Genomic DNA, 19327 nt, shown 5'->3' on the forward strand with positions numbered 1-19327 from the left:
GAGTTCGATCTCTTCGGTTTCACCAAACTGGCTGAAATCGATAGTTGGAACGGGTGGAATACCTGAACCTTGTGCGCCGCCTACTGAAGTTTGGCCTTGCATCACGGACTTAACAAAACTTTCAACGTCGGTTTTAAGAACACGCCCTTTCGAACCTGATCCGTTTACACCAGTCAAATCAACACCCAACACACGTGCAAACGCACGTACCGCTGGTGACGCGTGATTTGCAGCGCCCATTGACTGATGATTCACCGGTTTTGGCGTATTTGCCACGGATGCGGCGGTAGGCAAGCCTACTGAGCTAGCATGGGTTTGTTCATGTAATTTTGGAGCTGGTGCCGCCGCGACTTGCGGTTCTGGCTGCTCTGTCTTAGTTTCCGCTTTTGTTTCTGCCTTAGCCGGTTCCGCTGGTTTTTCAGCTTCATCGACTTCAATATCGAAAATATAGGTACCTTGCGCGACTTTATCGCCCACCTTAACCTGAATATTGCTAACCTTGCCTGAGTGAGTAGAAGGCACTTCCATCGTTGCTTTATCAGACTCTAGCGTAAGTACCGAATCGTCAACTTGAATTTGATCGCCTTCGCTTACTAAAACCTCGATCACGTCAACCGAATCAAAATCACCAATATCGGGCACTTTAAATTGAATTTTCGCCATAACATTTTTCCTTAGTCAAACAAGGACGCACCCTTTTGAGTTGCGTCCTTGTGAGCAATTTATGCGTGAACTGGATAGACTTTTTCTGCATCCAAGCCGTATTTATCAATCGCTTGCTGCACGACATCAGGTTTAATCTGACCTTGTTTCGCAAGCCCTTTTAAGGCTTCTAACACCACATAATGGCGGTTCACTTCAAAGAATTTACGCAACTGTTCACGTGTATCTGAACGTCCGAAACCATCGGTGCCCAATACATGGAAATCACCCGGTACATATTCACGAATACGGTTTGCGTAATCACGAATATAATCGGTTGCGGCAATAAACGGCCCTTTTGCATCCGCCAATACTTGCGTAACGTAAGGCACTTTGGCTTTGGCGGTTGGGTGTAGTGTGTTCCAACGCTCAACTTCAATACCTTCGCGGCGTAATAAGTTAAAGCTCGGCACCGCCCAGATATCAGCGGCCACTTTCCAATCTTGCTCTAGCAATTCAGCCGCCGCAATCACTTCGCGGAAGATGGTACCTGAACCCATTAGCTGTACACGAGTCTTAGATTTTGATTCGGATTTTTTGAACGAATAAATCCCTTTCAAAATCCCTTCTTCTGCACCTTTTGGCATAGCTGGGTGGCTGTAGTTTTCGTTCATCGCAGTGATGTAGTAGAACACGTCTTCTTTGTTCTGCATCATGCGTTTTAGACCGTCTTGAACAATCACCGCCATTTCGTAACCGAAAGTTGGATCGTAGCTTAAGCAGTTAGGCACGGCATCAAACATCACTAGGTTATGACCGTCTTGGTGCTGTAGACCTTCACCTTCCAAAGTGGTACGACCCGCTGTACCGCCGATTAAGAAACCACGTGCACGCGAATCGCCTGCGGCCCAAGCCAAATCACCAATACGCTGGAAACCGAACATAGAGTAGTAAATATAGAAAGGAATCATGCTCACGCCATAGTTGGCATAAGCGGTCGCTGCGGATACCCATGACGACATCGCACCGGCTTCGTTAATACCTTCTTCTAATACCTGACCGTTTGATGATTCTTTGTACCACATCAACTGATCCGAATCGACTGGCTCATATAGCTGGCCAGCTGGATCGTAAATACCGACCTGACGGAACAAGCCTTCCATACCAAAAGTACGGGCTTCATCAGGAATGATCGGTACAACACGTTTGCCAAGCTCTTTGTCACGTAACAAGATAGACAACACACGAACAAACGCCATAGTGGTCGACATTTCACGATCAGCGGTGCCTTCCAGCAACATTTTGAACGCGTCTAAGTCAGGTACATTCAACGGTTCTGACTTGTCTTGACGACTTGGTAAAGAGCCACCTAATGCTGCACGACGCTCTTCGACATACTTCATGATCGGGCTATTGGCTTCTGGACGGTAGAAAGGTACGTCTTTTTCTAACTGTTCATCCGAAATTGGCACAGAGAAACGATCACGGAAATATTTCAGACCATTAATATCAAGCTTCTTCTGTTGGTGGGCGCTGTTCGCCGCCTCACCAAACTCACCCATGCCATAACCTTTAACGGTTTTAGCCAAGATAACCGATGGCATACCTTTGGTTTCGCTGGCACGCTTGTAAGCGTTGTAGATTTTACGAGGTGAGTGACCACCGCGTGTTAGCTTAAAGATTTCACCATCGGTCATATCCTTAACCAATTCAGCGGTTTCTGGATATTTACCAAAGAAGTGTTCGCGAACCCAAGCACCGTTTTTGGCTTTATAGGCCTGGTATTCACCATCCACCACTTCGCCCATGCGCTCAATTAACTTACCGCTGGTGTCTTTGGCTAATAAGGCATCCCAACCAGAGCCCCATAATACTTTAATTACGTTCCAGCCTGCGCCACGGAACATGCCTTCTAATTCTTGAATAATTTTGCCGTTACCACGTACTGGGCCGTCTAAACGCTGTAGGTTACAGTTCACTACGAAAATAAGGTTGTCTAAACGCTCACGCTGAGCCAACTGAATCGCACCACGTGATTCTGGCTCGTCCATTTCGCCGTCACCTAAATAAGCCCATACTTTACGGCCTTCGGTTTTCGCTAATCCACGTGAATCCATGTATTTCATGAAACGTGCTTGGTAGATCGCCATCAATGGGCCTAGACCCATAGAAACGGTTGGGAACTGCCAGAAATCTGGCATTAACCATGGGTGTGGATACGAAGATAAACCATTACCGTCTACTTCTTGACGGAAGTTTTTCAACTGATCTTCTTCCATACGGCCTTCAAGGAAAGCACGGGCATACATACCTGGTGCGGTATGGCCTTGGAAAAAGATCATATCCGCACCTAGCTCATGATCCGGACCTTTAAAGAAATGGTTCATGCCCACTTCATACAAGGTACAGCTTGATGCATAAGAAGCAATATGGCCGCCGACGCCGGTTTCTTTATTGGCTTTTACCACCATCGCCATCGCATTCCAACGCAAAATTGAACGAATACGTTGTTCCAGTGTTAAATCGCCTGGATAGTTGTCTTGCTCTTCAAGGGCAATAGTATTGATATAGGGGGTATTTGCAGAATAAGGAATATCGATGCCGTGAACACGGGCTTTTTCAATCAAGGTTGCAATCAGATGGTGGGCCTTATCGGTACCTTCAAACTGAACAACGGCTTCTAACGCATCAAGCCACTCTTGTGTTTCTTGTGGATCTTGATCAATGAACTGATCGCTCATACATTCACCTCTTGGGTTTTAAACTGAGTCAATCGCAGGTTTAGCGATGCACTCTGAACAAAAATAAAGACTTTTGGGCTATTGGGTTTAACATAAAAGCCTGTAAACGCCTAGTTGGGCGCGGTCTTTACCGTTTTTTAGAAAAATTAATGGCGGGAATCATACCACTTTTTAGGCCGAAAAACAGCGTGCCAGCGTTTTGTCCTTAAAAATGTGCATAAAAAGTGCAGTAAAAACGAGTCGAGTTAGAGCGAAAATTAAGCGAGAAAAATAAACCGACTGACAAGCACCAGGCCTGGTAAGGGATGGGCACTAGACTGGTTTGGTTATTTTGACTATTTAGGCGATTATTTAGGCAACCAAAACTTATTCAGCGCGTCTTCCAGTTCGGTTAAGGCAAGATGGTAAACCGCTTGCTTAAAACTCACGACCTCTTGCACAGGTCGCCAATAATCGACCCAGGTCCAAGTTTCAAATTCTGGTGTAGCATGATCGGTTAAATTAATCGCATCATCGGAACTCTCCAACCCCAGCAAAAACCAAATTTGCTTTTGGCCGACGCAAACCGGCTGACTGTAATGACGAATTAAATGTTTAGGCAGATCGTAATGCAACCAATCCGAGGTTTTACCAAGGACGCGCACGTCAGAAGGCGACAGCCCTACTTCTTCACGTAACTCACGAAATACGGCTTGCTGCGGGGTTTCACTTTCACGAATGCCACCCTGTGGAAATTGCCAGGCCTCTTGTTGAATACGCTTGCCCCAGAACAACTTGCCCTGTTTATTGGCAATAATAATGCCCACATTTAAGCGGTATCCATCCTGATCAATCACAAAAAATCCCTAAAACAACGGTTTTTAAACCAAATAAATTCAATTGGAGCTAATAATGCCTAAAAGGTCGTATATTTTCAATCAAAACTGTTTATTTTTAGTAATTGTTTCGTCAAGCATTGTTGAAAACACGCGCTTGGTTTAGCATTCCCCTTATTTTCAGCAATAGGAACTTGGCATGAGCTTGGCAATTTTTGATCTAGACAACACCTTAATTGGTGGCGACAGCGATTATCTTTGGGGCGAGTTTTTAGTTAAAAACCAATTGATTGATGCCGATGAATATCGTCGAGCAAACGAACGTTTTTACCAACAATATCAAAACGGTGATTTGGATATTTTTGAATACCAAGCGTTTTCACTCAAACCGCTTACCTTGCACCCAATGGAACAACTACTGGCTTGGCATAAGGATTTTATGCGCGAGATGATTGAACCCATTATGTTGCCACAAGCCCAAGCTTTGATCGAAAAGCACAGATCACAAGGTCACCGCCCACTTATTATTACAGCGACCAATACCTTTATTACTCGGCCCATTGCTGAGAAATTGGGCATTAATGAATTGATTGGCACCGAACCGGAAGTTCATGAAGGTCGATTTACTGGACGTGTTGCTGGGGTTCCGTCGTTTCAGCAAGGCAAGGTCACACGCTTAGCTGACTGGTTAAAACAACATGATGAAACCTTAGAAGATAGTTATTTCTATTCTGATTCGCACAACGATTTGCCCCTATTGGAACAAGTGAGTTATCCAATTGCGGTTGATGCCGATCCACGCTTAACTGAAGTGGCGAAACAAAAAGGTTGGAAACAAATGAGCTTGCGCGGTTAAATACACGCTTAAAAAACAAAACCCTAAGCACCAGGCCTGGTGCTTAGGGTCAAATCATCACTAACCGTCACCGCAAAGCTGTTTTGCCTGCGGCTGGATATTTCTTACAAACCCATCTCTTCTTTAACCTGGGTTACCCATTCGGCAATGCGCGACTCGGTTAGCTCGGGCTGTTGATCTTCATCCAAAGCCAAACCGACAAAAAACTCACCGTCCTCGGTGGCCGCTTTGGACTCGTCATACTGGTATCCATCGGTTGACCAATAACCCGCTGGCGTGCCGCCATTTTCAAGCACGACATCGTGCATCATGCCAATCGCATCCACAAAGTATTCAGCATAATCAGCCTGATCGCCTAAACCAAAACAGGCCACCGTTTTTCCGCTAAAGTCGATTGAACGAAAGTCTTCCCAAAAATCGTCCCAGCTACTTTGGCGTTCACCGTAATACCAAGTGGGCTGACCTAAAATTAATTTGTCATACTGGTCAAAATCCGATTTTTTAGCCGAGGCAATATCGTGCACATCTACCAGGTCCGCGCCAAATTGCTGTTTGATTAAGTCGGCAACCCGTTCGGTATTGCCGGTATCTGTTCCGTAAAACAAGCCGATTTTTCCCATACAATTTCCTTTACACTTAGCCACCCAACGGGTGGGGGCTATATGACAATCTTAAAAAAAGTGCGACAATAATAGCACACCCAGCCAAGTTGGCTAATTGACGAATTTTATGAACCCGCATGAAAAATACTGATTATGAAAAACATTGACTGCTTTCGTTGCCAATACTTCTATATTACATGGGAAGCGAGCAAACCCCGTGGCTGCAAAGCATTTGGTTTTAAAACCTCACGTTTGCCCAGCCAAGTAGTATATGAAACCTCCGGCGAAGCCTGTATGAAGTTTCGCCCCAAACCTAACCAAACCAAATCCGGTAAAAATAAAGAAAACGGTTGGATTGCTTAAGTTTTAGTTCAATTGCGTCTAAATAATCTGAGTTCATGAACTTGTTAAACGCTTCAAGGCCGCCCAGTTAAATAACGGGCCCGGATCAGTTTTACGCCCAGGCGCAATGTCACTATGGCCAACCACCGCGGCGTTACGCAAACTAGGATAAGCCTCTTGAAGTGCTAAAATCGCTGAACCCAAGGCCTCATATTGACTGGCGGTATAAGCGATATGATCCGCCCCTTCGAGCTCAATGCCAATCGAAAAATCATTACAGTTTTCACGCCCATTAAAACACGACACCCCGGCATGCCAAGCACGTTGGTTAAAATCGACAAACTGAATCACTTCTCCACCGCGCCGAATAAACAAATGCGATGAAACTTTTAAGCCTTCTATGGCTTGATAATAACTGTCTTCTTGTGGATTAAGCTGATTAGTAAATAGCTGCTCTACTCCGCTTCCACCAAATTCATCCGGCGGTAAACTGATGCCATGCACCACAATTAATTCAGGCACCAGGCCTGGTGGTCGTGGTTCAAAATTCGGGCTAGCAATCCATTTGGCCTCTACTAAACGACCTGTTTGCGCATTGACATGCATGGTTTTCAATTGGTTTTCGTCCTTTCTCACTCAGCCAGCACAGGGCTTTTTGGTGTATAATCTGATTAATAAGTTTCACTCTATTTAAACATTTTAAAGCAAACATTTAATAGCCTATGGATCATTTTTTTAAGGATTTAACCGCGTCCGTGCGTTTTGCACTTCAGGAAGACCTGGGACACGCCGACTTAACGGCGGACTTAATTGATCCGCAAACTCAAGCTCATGCCCGCATTATCTGCCGTGAAGACGCCATCATATGTGGCCGCCCTTGGTTTGATGAGGTGTTTAAACAACTTGATCCAACGCTAAAAATCAGCTGGCACTGCACAGAAGGTGAATCGGTTAAAGCCGATCAACTGCTTTGCGAAATCACCGGCAATGCGCGCAAAATCCTTACAGGTGAACGTACTGCGTTGAATTTTCTGCAAACTCTATCCGCGACCGCCACGGTTACGGCACGTTATGTAGCCGAATTGAGTGGCCAAAAAACCCGCCTACTTGATACCCGAAAAACCCTACCTGGTTTACGTTTGGCGCAAAAGTACGCGGTAAAGTGTGGCGGCGGTCAAAATCACCGGTTTGGTTTGTACGATGCGATTTTAATTAAAGAAAATCACATTATTGCTTGTGGCAATTTAACCCAAGCGGTGACACGAGCAAATCAACAACACCCAGAAGTTTCCGTCGAAGTCGAAACCGAAAATCTGGCGGAAGTTGAGCTTGCGGTCGCAGCGCAAGCCGATATTATCATGCTGGATAACTTTAGCTTGGACGAGATTAAACAAGCGGTCGCCATGGTGGCTGGCCGAGCTAAATTAGAAGCTTCTGGCAATGTCGAAATCGACCAACTTAAAACCCTCGCCAGTACCGGCGTTGACTTTATTTCTACCGGCGCCATCACTAAACATATTCAAGCCGTTGACCTTTCGATGCGTTTTGAATTTATTTAAATGTGGTTTCGCGGTTAAGAATAACTCTCGATACAAAAAACAGATAAGGTTTAAGAATGGAACACTCAGGTCAAGGTCATATTTTGTTAATGGTGGTGATGCTACTTGGCTTGGCGGTATTAACCGTATCCTTATCTAGACGCCTGCATATGCCGCCTATTTTAAGTTATATCTTTGTCGGCATTATTGTCGGCCCTGGTGTATTAGGACTGATTGAAAACGAAGCCAACACCCTATTTTTAGCCGAAATTGGCATAGTGTTTTTACTGTTTTCGATTGGTTTAGAGTTCTCATTAGCGCAGATGAAAGCCATGCGCAATCTGGTATTCGGTTTAGGTGCCTTGCAGGTCTTGGTTACAGGTGGCGCGGTGTTTTTGATAGTGCAAGCCTTTGGTCTCGACACCAACACCAGCATCGTCATTGCCAGTGCGTTTGCCCTTTCCTCAACCGCGATTGTGATTAAACAACTCACGGAACAAGGCGAAATTCAGTCACGCCATGGTCGTAGCGCGATTGGCATGTTGATTTTCCAAGACATTATTGCCATTCCATTGTTGATTTTAATCCCGGCTTTAGCACTTACTCAGTCTGATATTTCACTCGGCTACGCACTCAGCATGTCGTTTTTAAAAGGCTTGTTTGTTGTTGTTTTAATGTTGTTATTGGGTCGCTATGTTTTGCGCCCGCTCTTTAACGAAGTGGCCTCCGCTAAATCCACCGAACTTTTTATGTTAACCGTGTTATTCGTTGCACTTGGTTCGGCGGCTTTAACCGAAGAAATTGGTTTATCTTTAACGCTTGGCGCGTTTTTAGCCGGCATGATGCTGGGCGAAACCGAATATCGTCATCAAATCGAAGCCGATATTCGACCTTTCCAAGACGTATTATTAGGCCTGTTTTTTATTACCGTCGGCATGATGATTGCCCCCAAAGTCATCTACGAAAACTTGTTACTGGTATTCAGCATTACCATTGGCATTATGCTGCTTAAAGCTTTGATCATTTACGGCTTAATGCGTTTTGTCTTCAAAAAGCCTGGCGGAGTATCGATTCGATCAGCAATTACTTTAGGGCAAGTAGGCGAATTTGGTCTTGTCATCATGACTCTGGGCTTTACCTACAACCTTCTCCCCACCGAAATTGGTCAAATTCTTCTTTCCTCTGCGGTGTTAAGCATGATGGCCGCCCCGCTTTTAGTGAAGTTTAATGGCCGCTTAACCAATCTAATCAGCTTTGGCTATGGTCTTGAACGCAAACAAATGGAAAGCGTGATTGAGCAAGACACTGAGTATCTAAAAGATCACGTTATTTTGTGTGGCTTTGGGCGTGTAGGCCAAACCACCAAACGTTTTTTGACCAACGCAAACTTTCCATTTGTGGCGCTCGACCTTGATATATCACGCATTAAAGAAGCGCAACTGGCCGGTGAACCAGTTTATTACGGTGACGCGGCCAAGCCGGATATTTTGCATTCCTGCAAAATCGACAAAGCCAAAGTGATCATCATTACTTATCACGACCACCATGTTTCATTAAAAACTCTGAATGCCATTCGTCAAATTCGCACTGATATTCCAGTATTGGTGAGAACTCAGGATGATAGTCATCTGCAGGAGTTTTCGGATGCGGGCGCAACCGAAGTCATCCCTGATATTTTCGAATCCAGCATCATGTTATCTTCGCACTTGCTGTTAATGCTCGGACACCCGGCCAGCCAAGTACTCAAAGAAACCCGCAAAGCACGTGAAGACCGCTACAGCCTGCTCGCCAACTTCTATGCTGGTGAATCCGATATCCGAACCGGTGCGCCGCAAATACAAGGTGGCATCATTCACGCCGTGACTTTAGATGCAAATGCCTTTGCAATAGGTAAACGTCTGAAAGAGTTAAACTTTGCTGAAAACGCTGTGCATGTCGATGCAGTAAAACGCGGCTCGGTCAGAGGTGAAAACCCTGACAAAAACACCCGCCTACGCCCCGACGACACCGTTATCATCTCCGGACTACCTGAGGCGGTCGAAAAAATGGACAGTATTTTAAAACAGGGATATTAAGAGCCGATTTAGATTCGGTTTGACTAACTTTCCAGCCAAATCAAACTCGCCATGCGGCCGGTTTCGCCATCTCGGCGGTAGGAATAAAAACGTTTAGCATCGGCGTAGGAACATAAGCCGGATTGGCTGATAGTTTTTATGCCTTGTAAACCTAATATCTGTTCGGCCATCGCCGCTAGATCTGCTAACCATTTGTCGCCGTGCGGCTGAAAAAATTGATCAAATGCTGGGTGTTTTTGAACAAAGGCTTGGCGGACTTCATCGCCTACTTCAAAAAATTTGGCTGAAATCGCCGGGCCAATCCAAGCTTGCCAACCATCACCAGGCCTGGTAACACATTGCTTTACGCTATTTTCAATAATGCCATCTAATAAACCACGCCAACCGGCATGAATCGCACAAACCCGTTTGCCATTGGTTAACAAAATTGGCAAACAATCGGCGGTCATGACAGAAAGCACCAGGCCTGGTTGATCAGTCCAAACTGCATCGGCGATGGATATTTGTTGAGGAACGCTGTCTACATATAAACAATCGGTGGTGTGTTGTTGATCTAGCCAAACAATGACCGATTGTTGAAGACGTTGGGCGAGAAGCTGTCGGTTTTGGCTAACCGCTTGCGGGTTATCTTCGACATGATAAGCGAGATTTAGTGAATCATAAGGCGGCAAACTGACGCCACCTTGGCGTGTAGTGGTATAAGCTTGAACCGAAGTGACGCTTGGCCAGTTCGGTTGAATCAGGGCTAAATCAATCGTCTGGGATGTCATCATCGGTTACCCATTCGACTTCAACGTCGTAATCATAATCAAACTCATCGTAGGCGTTATTGCGGTTGGCAATAAAGTCGACTTGATCGTCGCGTAAAATATCAATCAACAATGCCATATCGTCTGGCATCGGTGCTTTCCATTTTAAGATTTTGCCAGTTTCTGGGTGTGTCAGACTTAACACACCGGCGTGAAGTGCTTGACGCTTGAAGTTGCGCAATAACTCAACGAATTCGGGCATCATTTGTTTTGGAATACGTAAACGCTGACCGTAAACCGGATCACCTAATAATGGGAACCCCAGATAAGCCATGTGAACACGAATCTGGTGAGTACGGCCCGTTTCTAGGCTGACTTTAACGTGAGTATGCGCGCGAAACTTTTCGGCAACACGATAGTGACTCACCGCAGGTTTTCCACCTGCGGTGCGCACCGCCATGCGTTTACGATCGTGCACATGGCGGCCAATTGGTTTATTAATGGTGCCGCCTGAAATCATATTACCGACTACTAGGGCATCGTAAACGCGCTCAACATCGTGACGCTGCAGTTGATCCACCAAATGAGTTTGTGCTTGCAGGGTTTTGGCGACCACCATTAAACCGGAGGTGTCTTTATCCAAACGATGTACAATGCCGGCACGCGGCACTTCGCGCAAAGCCGGTGCGTAATAAAGTAAGGCGTTCATTACCGTACCATCCGGGTTTCCTGCACCGGGATGCACCACCAGACCTGCTGGTTTGTTGATCACCAAAATCGCATTGTCTTCATAAACAATATCCAGCTCAATCGGTTGAGCTTCGATGTCGGTTTCATCTTCACTTAAAACCGTTACCACCACCTGTTCGCCACCCAACACAATATGGCGAGGTTTGGTGATGACCTTTCCATCCAACGTGACCGCACCCTGCTTGAGCCAGCTTTGCAATCGACTGCGCGAATATTGTGAAAACTCACTCGCCAATACGGCATCCAAACGGGCGCCCATGTGTGCGGCTGAAATTTTTGCGGACAGGGTCTGACTACTCAAGCGAACATCCTTATTGTGTGATACTATTTCGTGATTATTTTGGCTCATATTGTAACCGAGAACCTATGTTAAGAACGCTTTCACTGTTAATCTTTACCGCCTTTTTTCTCTCTCTAACCTCTGGCTGCTCCTCTCTTTTGATTAAACCCGAGTCTGAATGGACGGTTGAAGAGTTTTATGAAAAAGCCAAAAATGAATTTGATAATAGTCAGTGGAGCATGGCAATTGAGTATTACGAAAAGCTCAAAGCCAACTTTCCTTATGGCGTGTATGCCGAACAATCTTATCTAGAACTGGCTTATTCCTATTATCGTTATGATGAACCACAATCGGCGATTCGTGAATTGGAAGAGTTTATTCGGCTTTATCCACGCCACAGTCGCTTAGATTATGCCTATTATTTAAAAGCAGTAGCCGCTGACTCCATTAACCAAAGCTGGCTGGATAAATACATTACTGACCCCGCCAACCGTGATGCCAAATCATCACGTGAAGCCTACCGCGCTTATCAGGAAGTGATTGAAAAATTCCCTGAAAGCGCTTATGCAAAACCCTCACAGCAACGCTTGATTATTCTGACCAACCGTTTAGCACGTGGTCAATTACAGGTGGCCGAATATTACTTTAAACGTAAGGCTTATATGGCGGCCGCCACCCGAACTAAACAATTGCTTGAAGATTACCCCTTGGCTCAAACAAACTTAAAAGCCTTAAAGCTATTAAAAGCGTCTTATGAAAAGCTCGGCATGCAAGATAACGCGGACAGTGTGCAAGCGGTGATTGACCAAAACACTTGATCACACCAGGCACCAGGCCTGGTGATTGATAGATTGATTCTAACTCAATAGTGAATTCTTAATTTCTAGCTTGAGTCTCGTCAAATACGACTTGATTACTGACGATTTTATCGCCACTGATTAGATCACGCGGTAATTTAAACATTAATGCTGGGTCAAGTCTTACATTAAACCAACTCATACCCCAATGTAAATGCGGCCCAGTCGCGCGCCCAGTTGCACCCATTGTCGCAACCAATTGCCCTCGTTCAACCACTTCTCCCTCTTTAACCAACATATCTTCTAAATGCATAAAACCAGAACGTAAACCATAACCGTGGTCAATAAAAATGGTGTTGCCGCTTAATTCCATCGACTCGGCTAAGGTAATTTGACCTGAAGCCGGCGCATAAATCGGTGTACCGGTTTTACTGGCGATATCAACCCCCATGTGTGGCGCACGTGCGTGACCATTTAAAATTCGCTGACTGCCATATACGCCGGTAATCCAACCTTCGGCCGGCCAATCAAATCCGTTTTGAAAATATGGCATATTTAAATACAGCTTGCGAGCTTGCGCGGCTTTTTGTGCATCAGCCCGAATTTTCTTTAGGGTTGCCTCATCAGGGGTCACATGTTTTGAAGGCAAACCATCAATGCGTTGAATCTGATACTCACGTTGCGCTACTTTAAGCTCATGCTGTTGCGCCGATCCATTCGGCGGTGTAACCGTCAATGTAACTTGAGGTTTCGTGTCACGCGAAAAAGCAATTAACACCAAACCCTCTGAATCGGCAGTTAAACTAAGTTTTTCAAACTCAACTTTGCTATTGGGCGCTACCTTTAATTGCACCCACGCGCCCTGCGTTAAAGGCCCATTCACCTCAAGAGCCAATACATTTGACGAGAGCAAGCCCGCGATCCCAAATAGCAGCCAGGTTTTGAGTTGTTTAAGCTTCATTCGCCACTCCTAATAATTCATCAATCGCTTGATTCGCCAAGCCATCCACCGTTTCATTTTCAACATGACCACTGTGGCCTTTTACCCAATGCCAGTCTACCTTGTGACCTTGCATGGCTTGTTCAAGCCTTTGCCATAAATCTTGATTTTTGACCGGATGGTTATTGGCGGTTTTCCAACCGCGTTTTTTCCAATTGGCCATCCATTGCGTGATGCCATTTTTGACATATTGTGAATCGGTTGTGATTCGCACTTCACAAGGTCGCTTAAGTGATTCGAACGCTTGAATCGCCGCCATTAACTCCATACGATTATTGGTGGTATCCGGTTCTGAACCTTTTAAATGTTTTTCTTGACCTTTAAACCTGAGCAATACTCCCCAACCACCAGGCCCAGGATTCCCGCGGCAACCGCCATCGGTAAAAATTTCAACAATTTGCAAAACCAATCCTCTAACTAATTAATCAAGCTCAGCCTTTAAGGCAAGACTTGTGACTTTGTTTATTATGATGACGATCGCACGAGGCTACAGCTTGCGGCTTACGCAAGGGCAACCAATTTGCCAGCTTCCAATCCAATCCAACTGGCGAAGGCGTGACCACACGTTTTTTAGCGACAATTAAATATACATTGCCAAAATGTATCCCAATACGCTCTAGCCACCTCTCGAAACGTTCAACATTCAGCCAAAACCATGAATCTAAGCGTTCGCTACGTTGTTTAAAACACGAAATTGGGCCATGCTGAGCGACCTGAATGTCGTAGCCTAATAAATTCAACCAATCAATTATGCGATGCATTTTGATCAAGTTTGCTTGCTTAAGGCCTTTACGCGCGCCACCAAAATAACTACGCAGTAAACTACATCCATAAGGGTTAAAACCTGAAATCATTAACACACCTTCCGCCATTAACATGCGATCCACTTGGCGCACTAAATGATACGGATCAGCCACCGATTCCAAGCTGTGTGGCATAAACACTACATCAATGCTGTCTTCTTTAAAAGGTAAGAAGTCGAGATCGGCCAACACTTGTAGGTCATTAATCGAAGGGTTTACCTGATTATCCAACACCACTTTGGTTTTTATGCGACTGGTTTGCAATAAGCTTTGGCGTGAAGCTTGGCCAATTTGAACTAAATAATAACCAAACAAACGCGGCATTTCTTTTTCAACCAATGCACGTTCTTGTTCAAATAACGCCTGACCCATTGGCGTATCAAACCAATCTTTCAAAAACTGTTGAAACTGGATGTCCGAATTCAACCTCCCCCCTTTCGCTTAATGTTGCGAAATGAATGTGGTCTGCCCGCTTTCTTGAAGTGATTTAATGCACTTGCAAACAAAACGTGGGTTTACACAGTGTGACTGAAAGACTTAAAATTCATCTAACAAATAAATTATACCGTATTGTAACAACCAGGCCTGGTGAATCCTAGCATTACGCCATCTTACAATCTAAGGAAGTAAACCATGCAAATACAAGGCTTAAATGCGTTGTCAGACAACTATATCTGGATTATCTCGCAGCAAAAAAACATTTGGGTGGTGGACCCTGGTGAAAGCGCACCCTTGCTTAATTTGATTGCGCAAAACCAATGGCAACTGCAAGGCATTTTGCTCACCCATCACCACTGGGATCACACCAATGGAGTAGAAGATTTATTAGCCCAATTTCCAAATGCGCGTGTGTATGCTGGCCGCTTAACTAACAAAACCTATATTACGGATGCGCTCGAAGAAGGCGATCAAATTCAAATCGCAGGTGAAACCTTAAACATATTAGAAACCCCAGGCCATACGCTCGATCACATCGCTTACTTTAACGATCAGGTTTTATTTTGTGGCGATACCTTATTTGCGGGAGGGTGTGGTCGCGTGTTTGAAGGTACGGCTGAACAAATGACCGAGTCACTATTAAAACTGCGCGCTATAAAAGACGATGTTTGGGTCTACTGCGGCCACGAATATACCTTAGCAAATATGAATTTTGCCGTGATCGCTGAACCTGACAACCAAGATATTCAAGCAAGGCGTGATCAAGTTCGTGCGGCCACCCAAGCCCAAAAACCTTGTGTGCCCTCAAAGTTATCAAGCGAAAAACACACTAATCCTTTTTTACACTTTGATCAAATGCCATTATCAGTTAATATTGCACAGCATTGTGGGCAGGAATCACATAAAATGACACCGTCAAAACTCTTTGCGGAATTACGCGCTTGGAAAGACAGTTTGGATATGACTGGTGAACTCGATGAATAACTTATAAATGTTGCTACTGAATTTAATGATGATAACCCGCCTAAAAACGCCTTTATTACGCTTGAGCCTGTTATGTTTCGCGTTATTTATGAGCGGCTGCGAAAGCTTAAATCAAGCATCAACGACACCTGAAAACTCAGATAATATTGCTAGCAGCGATATTCTTATCCCTAACAACCCAAGTTTGGATCAAGCTGAAGCTGAATTTGAACAATCGATTCTGAGTGAAATTGAACCTTTTCCTCTGCAATTGGCCGAACCTCTCCCTCATACAGAAATTTGGGATGAGCTTTCCGATCAATTTCACCTGATTGAAGAACACCACGACCGGTTTCAAGATTATTTAGCCTTCTACCTTAACAACACCAAACATTTAGAACGTGTTTCAGTTCGTGCTCAGCCGTATTTGTATTTCATTATGGATGAAATTCGTAATCGCGATATGCCTTATGAAGTGGCGATGCTACCAGTTATTGAAAGTGCATTTTACCCCTATGCTCGCTCTAGCAAACGCGCGGGTGGCTTATGGCAGTTTATTCCCAGCACAGGGCGTATTTATGGCTTAAAGCAGGACTGGTGGTTTGATGGTCGCCAAGATGTGTATATGAGTACGCATGCCGCATTGGATTTCTTACAAAGTTTATACAAACTCAACAATGAAGATTGGTTGTTAGCCTTTGCCTCCTATAACGCCGGTTATGGGCGTATCCAGCAAGCCACCGCACGCTTAAAACGCAAACAACCAAATGCGGACATCAATTATTGGACAATTCGACCTTATTTGCCGCGCGAAACTCGTCATTATGTACCACAATTATTAGCCGTCAGTTATCTCATAAAAAACCGTAAAAAATATAGCCTAGCGATCCAAGACGTGCCTAATGAACCCTATTTGAGCTACATCGAACTTGATCGTCAAATGGATTTAAATAAGGCGGCTGAATTAGCCGGTTTATCAAAAGAGATGATGAAGCATCTAAACCCAGGCTATTTAAAAAGTGTCACCCCACCTGATGGTCCACATCATTTACTGATCCCGAACTCTCATAAAGAAGCTTTCGAGCAAAAACTGGCTGAAAACAGCAACGATATTTTTGATATCCGCTGGCAACGTCATCAAATTGTCTCCGGCGACAGCTTAGGCACCATTGCCCAACGTTATAGCACCTCGATTGCTGAAATTCGTCGTCTTAACAACTTAAAAGGCAACATCATTGTGGCCGGGCGTACTCTACTGATTCCGATTCCAGCTTCGCAGGCTCATAAATATACTCAGTTTGCACAGGCGGCTAAAAACGATGAGTCGAATGGCAAAAGCTTCCGTACTCATTACGTTCAGCGTGGTGAATCACTTTGGACAATTTCCAACTACTATGGTTTAGACACCTCGCAACTGGCGCAATGGAATAACTTAAACCCGCGTGCGCCAATCCGTGTCGGTCAACGTTTAGAAATTCGCAGCAATAAATATGGTCACACCGTACAACATACCGTGAAAGATGGTGAAAGCTTGTGGTTAATCGCACGCCGTTACCAAGTCACCATTCGTGACTTAACGCGCTGGAATAAAATTAGCAGCTCAAATACCTTACGTCCGGGCACAGAATTAACCATCTGGCGTTCTGGACCGCCTGACCAATATACGGTTCAACGTGGCGATACCTTATGGGATATCGCACGTGCGTTTAATATTAATAGCGAAAGCTTAAAAAAGCTCAACAAGCTTTCCCAAAATGAATATTTAAGACCAGGACAAGTGTTACGCATCCCAAATGATAGCTAGCCTAGCTCGCAAAAACTTAACCCGACACTTTCCTTTGTTCATAGGGATCGGTCTTTTTTTGTGGCTATTTTCGCCTCCTCCGCAAGCCCAAAGCCTCACACCAGAACAACAACAATTCCTAGAGGCGATGGACTATATAAAAAGCGGCGATCGACTCCAAGTCGCTAACCTGAAAGCCTTATTACAAGATCACCCGCTTTATCCACAACTGCTTTACCAAGACACCCTGCAAAACTTTGACCGCACACCTGACCTAGCCATCCGGCAATATATTAAACGCTACCAACACCTCGCCTTATCCCGCAGCTTACGTGACCATTGGATTAATTATCTGGGTGAGCAAGAACGCTGGGATTTGCTCATAAAACATCCACAAGACAAGCCTAACCTTTTAGAGCAGTGTTACTTGATGCGTGCTCAACTTGAATACCAACCCATCAACGTCAACTCAATGCAACAATTTTGGCTTCAACAACTCAAACTACCCAGCGCCTGCCAACCCATCGAAGATCAATTAATTAGCCTAGGTGAGCTGCCAGGCTGGCTAATTTGGCAGAAAATTGATCGTGCCATGCAACGCAACCAATTAAGCGTCGCGCAATCGCTCATGCCTTATTTATCGCCTAGCGATCAACGCGCTTTAAAACATTGGATTGATTATTATCGACACCCACAAAAACTTATTCATAAACTCCCCACCCAAGCCAGTGCTTTCATTAATCGCAAAATCTTTTTACAAGCACTTGAAAGACTGGCTAACCGCCAGCCTGAGGCGGCCTTTCAGTTATTGCGTCTGCATCAAAAACGCTATCGCATTCATCCAGATGAACAACATCAAATTCAGCGCACCATTAGTTTACGTTATGCCTATCGCAATGCGCCTGAAGCCAAATCGCACCTCAACTCATTACATCAATATAGCGGCGATAGTGAGACGCTTCGCTGGCAAGCTCAAATCGCATTACGCCAATCCGATTGGGCGCACTTACTGAGCACGATTGGCTTAATGCCGGAACATGAACAAAACCAACCCAAATGGCGTTATTGGACAGCACGCGCCTTAGATAAACAACAAGCACCTGAGGCGGCGGAAAGGATTTATCAATCTTTAGCTCAACAACGCCACTACTATGGATTTTTGGCGGCTGATCAATTGGGACAAGCTTATCAATTGCACCCTACCCAACCGGCTTCTGATTTAACAGCCGAGCAACTCCACAACAAATATCCAGCTTTAGCGCTGATTAATGAGCTTTTGAGTATCGACTGGACGGTGAATGCTCACCGAGAATGGCAACACTTAATTCGACAAGCCGACGTGCAAGATATCCAGGCAATAGCCCAGGTTGCGAGCGAATGGCAAGAACATAACTTTGCAATTCGTGCTTTAGCCCAAGCTAAACAATGGGATCAGCTTGAGCTGCGGTTTCCCACGCCTTACAACGGTCCTGTGATGCAAAATGCGAGCAAAAACAATATAGATGCCGCTTGGATTTACAGCATTATACGGCGTGAAAGCGCTTATCAAACACATGCTCGCTCCTCTGCGGGCGCGGTGGGTTTAATGCAACTCATGCCCGGCACCGCTCAATATGTCGGCAAGAAACTGGGTTATACACGCCAACAATATCGCAATTTGCTGGATGCCCAATCCAATATTGAGTTGGGCAGTGCTTATTTAGCTTATTTATTAGAACGTTACAACGGTCATTTAGTTATGGCGACCGCGGCCTACAATGCTGGCCCTAAACGTGTAGATCATTGGATAAAAGGTCATCATAATCTCGAAGCCGATCAATGGGTGGACTCGATTCCTTTTAGTGAAACACGAAAATATGTCAAAGCCATTATGGAATATAAAGTCGTATTTGAAACCCTGCTGGATCAACCCCCGCAAAAACTTCAAACCTTAATGACCCCCATCTACTCGCCTAGCGATCATCAAGCGGCGCTTGATTAGACTCTTGCGATAAAAACTCACTCAAACTTTTAGACAGGCGAAAAAAAACCCGGCTCACTTTTGGCCGGGCTTAAATAGTATCTCAATTAAAAGATAACTAAAGGAGGATACTCATGAAGAAACATGAATGTGCGCATTGTATAAAAAGTTTAACAAGCTGTCAAATAAATTT

The 19327-nt window shown here is 44.9% G+C and carries 18 protein-coding genes; 8 read left to right on the forward strand and 10 right to left on the reverse strand.

All coding sequences use genetic code 11. The features are described from left to right. The 3 genes from VIM91_RS10765 to VIM91_RS10775 form a co-directional block, all read right to left on the reverse strand. A partial coding sequence (locus tag VIM91_RS10765; protein WP_331864815.1) for a biotin/lipoyl-containing protein occupies positions 1-663 on the reverse strand: 663 nt, incomplete at its 3' end. Between the two features lie 59 nt (positions 664-722). Continuing rightward, positions 723-3383 carry a pyruvate dehydrogenase (acetyl-transferring), homodimeric type gene (gene aceE, locus VIM91_RS10770; protein WP_331864816.1) on the reverse strand — a complete coding sequence of 887 codons (2661 nt, stop codon included), beginning with the start codon at positions 3381-3383 and terminating at the stop codon, positions 723-725. Positions 3384-3730: 347 nt separating this feature from the next. Beyond that, entirely contained in the window at positions 3731-4219 is a 489-nt protein-coding gene (locus VIM91_RS10775; protein WP_331864817.1) for an RNA pyrophosphohydrolase, read from the reverse strand. A gap of 178 nt (positions 4220-4397) precedes the next feature. Here VIM91_RS10775 and VIM91_RS10780 point away from each other — a divergent pair, with 178 nt between their 5' ends. Continuing rightward, positions 4398-5054 carry an HAD family hydrolase gene (locus VIM91_RS10780; protein WP_331864818.1) on the forward strand — a complete coding sequence of 219 codons (657 nt, stop codon included), beginning with the start codon at positions 4398-4400 and terminating at the stop codon, positions 5052-5054. Between the two features lie 104 nt (positions 5055-5158). Here the strand turns inward: VIM91_RS10780 and VIM91_RS10785 are convergent, their stop codons facing one another. After that, on the reverse strand, positions 5159-5674 hold the full coding sequence (locus VIM91_RS10785) for a flavodoxin (RefSeq protein WP_331864819.1): 516 nt from the start codon (positions 5672-5674) through the stop codon (positions 5159-5161). Between the two features lie 135 nt (positions 5675-5809). Between VIM91_RS10785 and VIM91_RS10790 the strand changes: the two genes are divergently transcribed. Further along, positions 5810-6019 (forward strand): uracil-DNA glycosylase, encoded by a 210-nt coding sequence (locus tag VIM91_RS10790; RefSeq protein ID WP_331864820.1) that lies wholly within the window; start codon positions 5810-5812, stop codon positions 6017-6019. A gap of 33 nt (positions 6020-6052) precedes the next feature. Here the strand turns inward: VIM91_RS10790 and ampD are convergent, their stop codons facing one another. After that, positions 6053-6604 carry a 1,6-anhydro-N-acetylmuramyl-L-alanine amidase AmpD gene (gene ampD, locus VIM91_RS10795; protein WP_331864845.1) on the reverse strand — a complete coding sequence of 184 codons (552 nt, stop codon included), beginning with the start codon at positions 6602-6604 and terminating at the stop codon, positions 6053-6055. A 116-nt stretch (positions 6605-6720) separates the two neighbouring features. Here ampD and nadC point away from each other — a divergent pair, with 116 nt between their 5' ends. Both nadC and VIM91_RS10805 read left to right on the forward strand, forming a co-directional pair. Continuing rightward, a complete protein-coding gene (gene nadC, locus VIM91_RS10800; protein WP_331864821.1) occupies positions 6721-7557 on the forward strand; it encodes a carboxylating nicotinate-nucleotide diphosphorylase in 837 nt (278 codons plus the stop codon). A 56-nt stretch (positions 7558-7613) separates the two neighbouring features. Beyond that, positions 7614-9611 carry a monovalent cation:proton antiporter-2 (CPA2) family protein gene (locus VIM91_RS10805; protein ID WP_331864822.1) on the forward strand — a complete coding sequence of 666 codons (1998 nt, stop codon included), beginning with the start codon at positions 7614-7616 and terminating at the stop codon, positions 9609-9611. A 23-nt stretch (positions 9612-9634) separates the two neighbouring features. Here the strand turns inward: VIM91_RS10805 and pgeF are convergent, their stop codons facing one another. Beyond that, complete coding sequence (gene pgeF, locus VIM91_RS10810; RefSeq protein WP_331864823.1) at positions 9635-10384, reverse strand: peptidoglycan editing factor PgeF; 750 nt, start codon at positions 10382-10384, stop codon at positions 9635-9637. Then, positions 10362-11411 carry a 23S rRNA pseudouridine(1911/1915/1917) synthase RluD gene (rluD, locus tag VIM91_RS10815; RefSeq protein WP_331864824.1) on the reverse strand — a complete coding sequence of 350 codons (1050 nt, stop codon included), beginning with the start codon at positions 11409-11411 and terminating at the stop codon, positions 10362-10364. The genes pgeF and rluD overlap by 23 nt, the downstream gene beginning before the upstream one ends. Positions 11412-11476: 65 nt before the next feature. On the opposite strand from rluD, the gene VIM91_RS10820 reads away from it, so the two are divergent. After that, positions 11477-12208: an outer membrane protein assembly factor BamD gene (locus VIM91_RS10820; RefSeq protein ID WP_331864825.1), complete on the forward strand. Its 732-nt coding sequence runs from the start codon at positions 11477-11479 to the stop codon at positions 12206-12208. Between the two features lie 58 nt (positions 12209-12266). Here VIM91_RS10820 and VIM91_RS10825 read toward each other — a convergent pair whose 3' ends face one another. Genes VIM91_RS10825 through VIM91_RS10835 form a run of 3 tightly spaced genes read right to left on the reverse strand, consistent with a single transcriptional unit; the run spans position 12267 to position 14416 of the window. Then, a complete protein-coding gene (locus VIM91_RS10825; protein ID WP_331864826.1) occupies positions 12267-13148 on the reverse strand; it encodes a M23 family metallopeptidase in 882 nt (293 codons plus the stop codon). Further along, positions 13138-13590, reverse strand: coding sequence for a ribonuclease HI (gene rnhA, locus VIM91_RS10830; RefSeq protein ID WP_331864827.1), 453 nt, complete (start codon positions 13588-13590; stop codon positions 13138-13140). The genes VIM91_RS10825 and rnhA overlap by 11 nt, the downstream gene beginning before the upstream one ends. Positions 13591-13618: 28 nt before the next feature. Then, positions 13619-14416 carry a methyltransferase domain-containing protein gene (locus VIM91_RS10835; RefSeq protein WP_331864828.1) on the reverse strand — a complete coding sequence of 266 codons (798 nt, stop codon included), beginning with the start codon at positions 14414-14416 and terminating at the stop codon, positions 13619-13621. Positions 14417-14623: 207 nt separating this feature from the next. Between VIM91_RS10835 and gloB the strand changes: the two genes are divergently transcribed. The 3 genes from gloB to VIM91_RS10850 all read left to right on the forward strand — a co-directional run bounded on the left by gloB (position 14624) and on the right by VIM91_RS10850 (position 19155). Continuing rightward, positions 14624-15412, forward strand: coding sequence for a hydroxyacylglutathione hydrolase (gene gloB / locus VIM91_RS10840; RefSeq protein ID WP_331864829.1), 789 nt, complete (start codon positions 14624-14626; stop codon positions 15410-15412). 88 nt (positions 15413-15500) lie between these two features. Continuing rightward, on the forward strand, positions 15501-17195 hold the full coding sequence (locus VIM91_RS10845; protein WP_331864830.1) for a lytic transglycosylase: 1695 nt from the start codon (positions 15501-15503) through the stop codon (positions 17193-17195). A gap of 58 nt (positions 17196-17253) precedes the next feature. Then, the gene (locus VIM91_RS10850; RefSeq protein WP_331864831.1) at positions 17254-19155 is read left to right on the forward strand and encodes a transglycosylase SLT domain-containing protein; all 1902 of its coding nucleotides are present in this window, start codon (positions 17254-17256) and stop codon (positions 19153-19155) included. Positions 19156-19327 lie beyond the last annotated feature (172 nt).

This window comes from Thiomicrospira sp. (genome assembly GCF_036568485.1).
GTDB lineage: Bacteria > Pseudomonadota > Gammaproteobacteria > Thiomicrospirales > Thiomicrospiraceae > Thiomicrospira.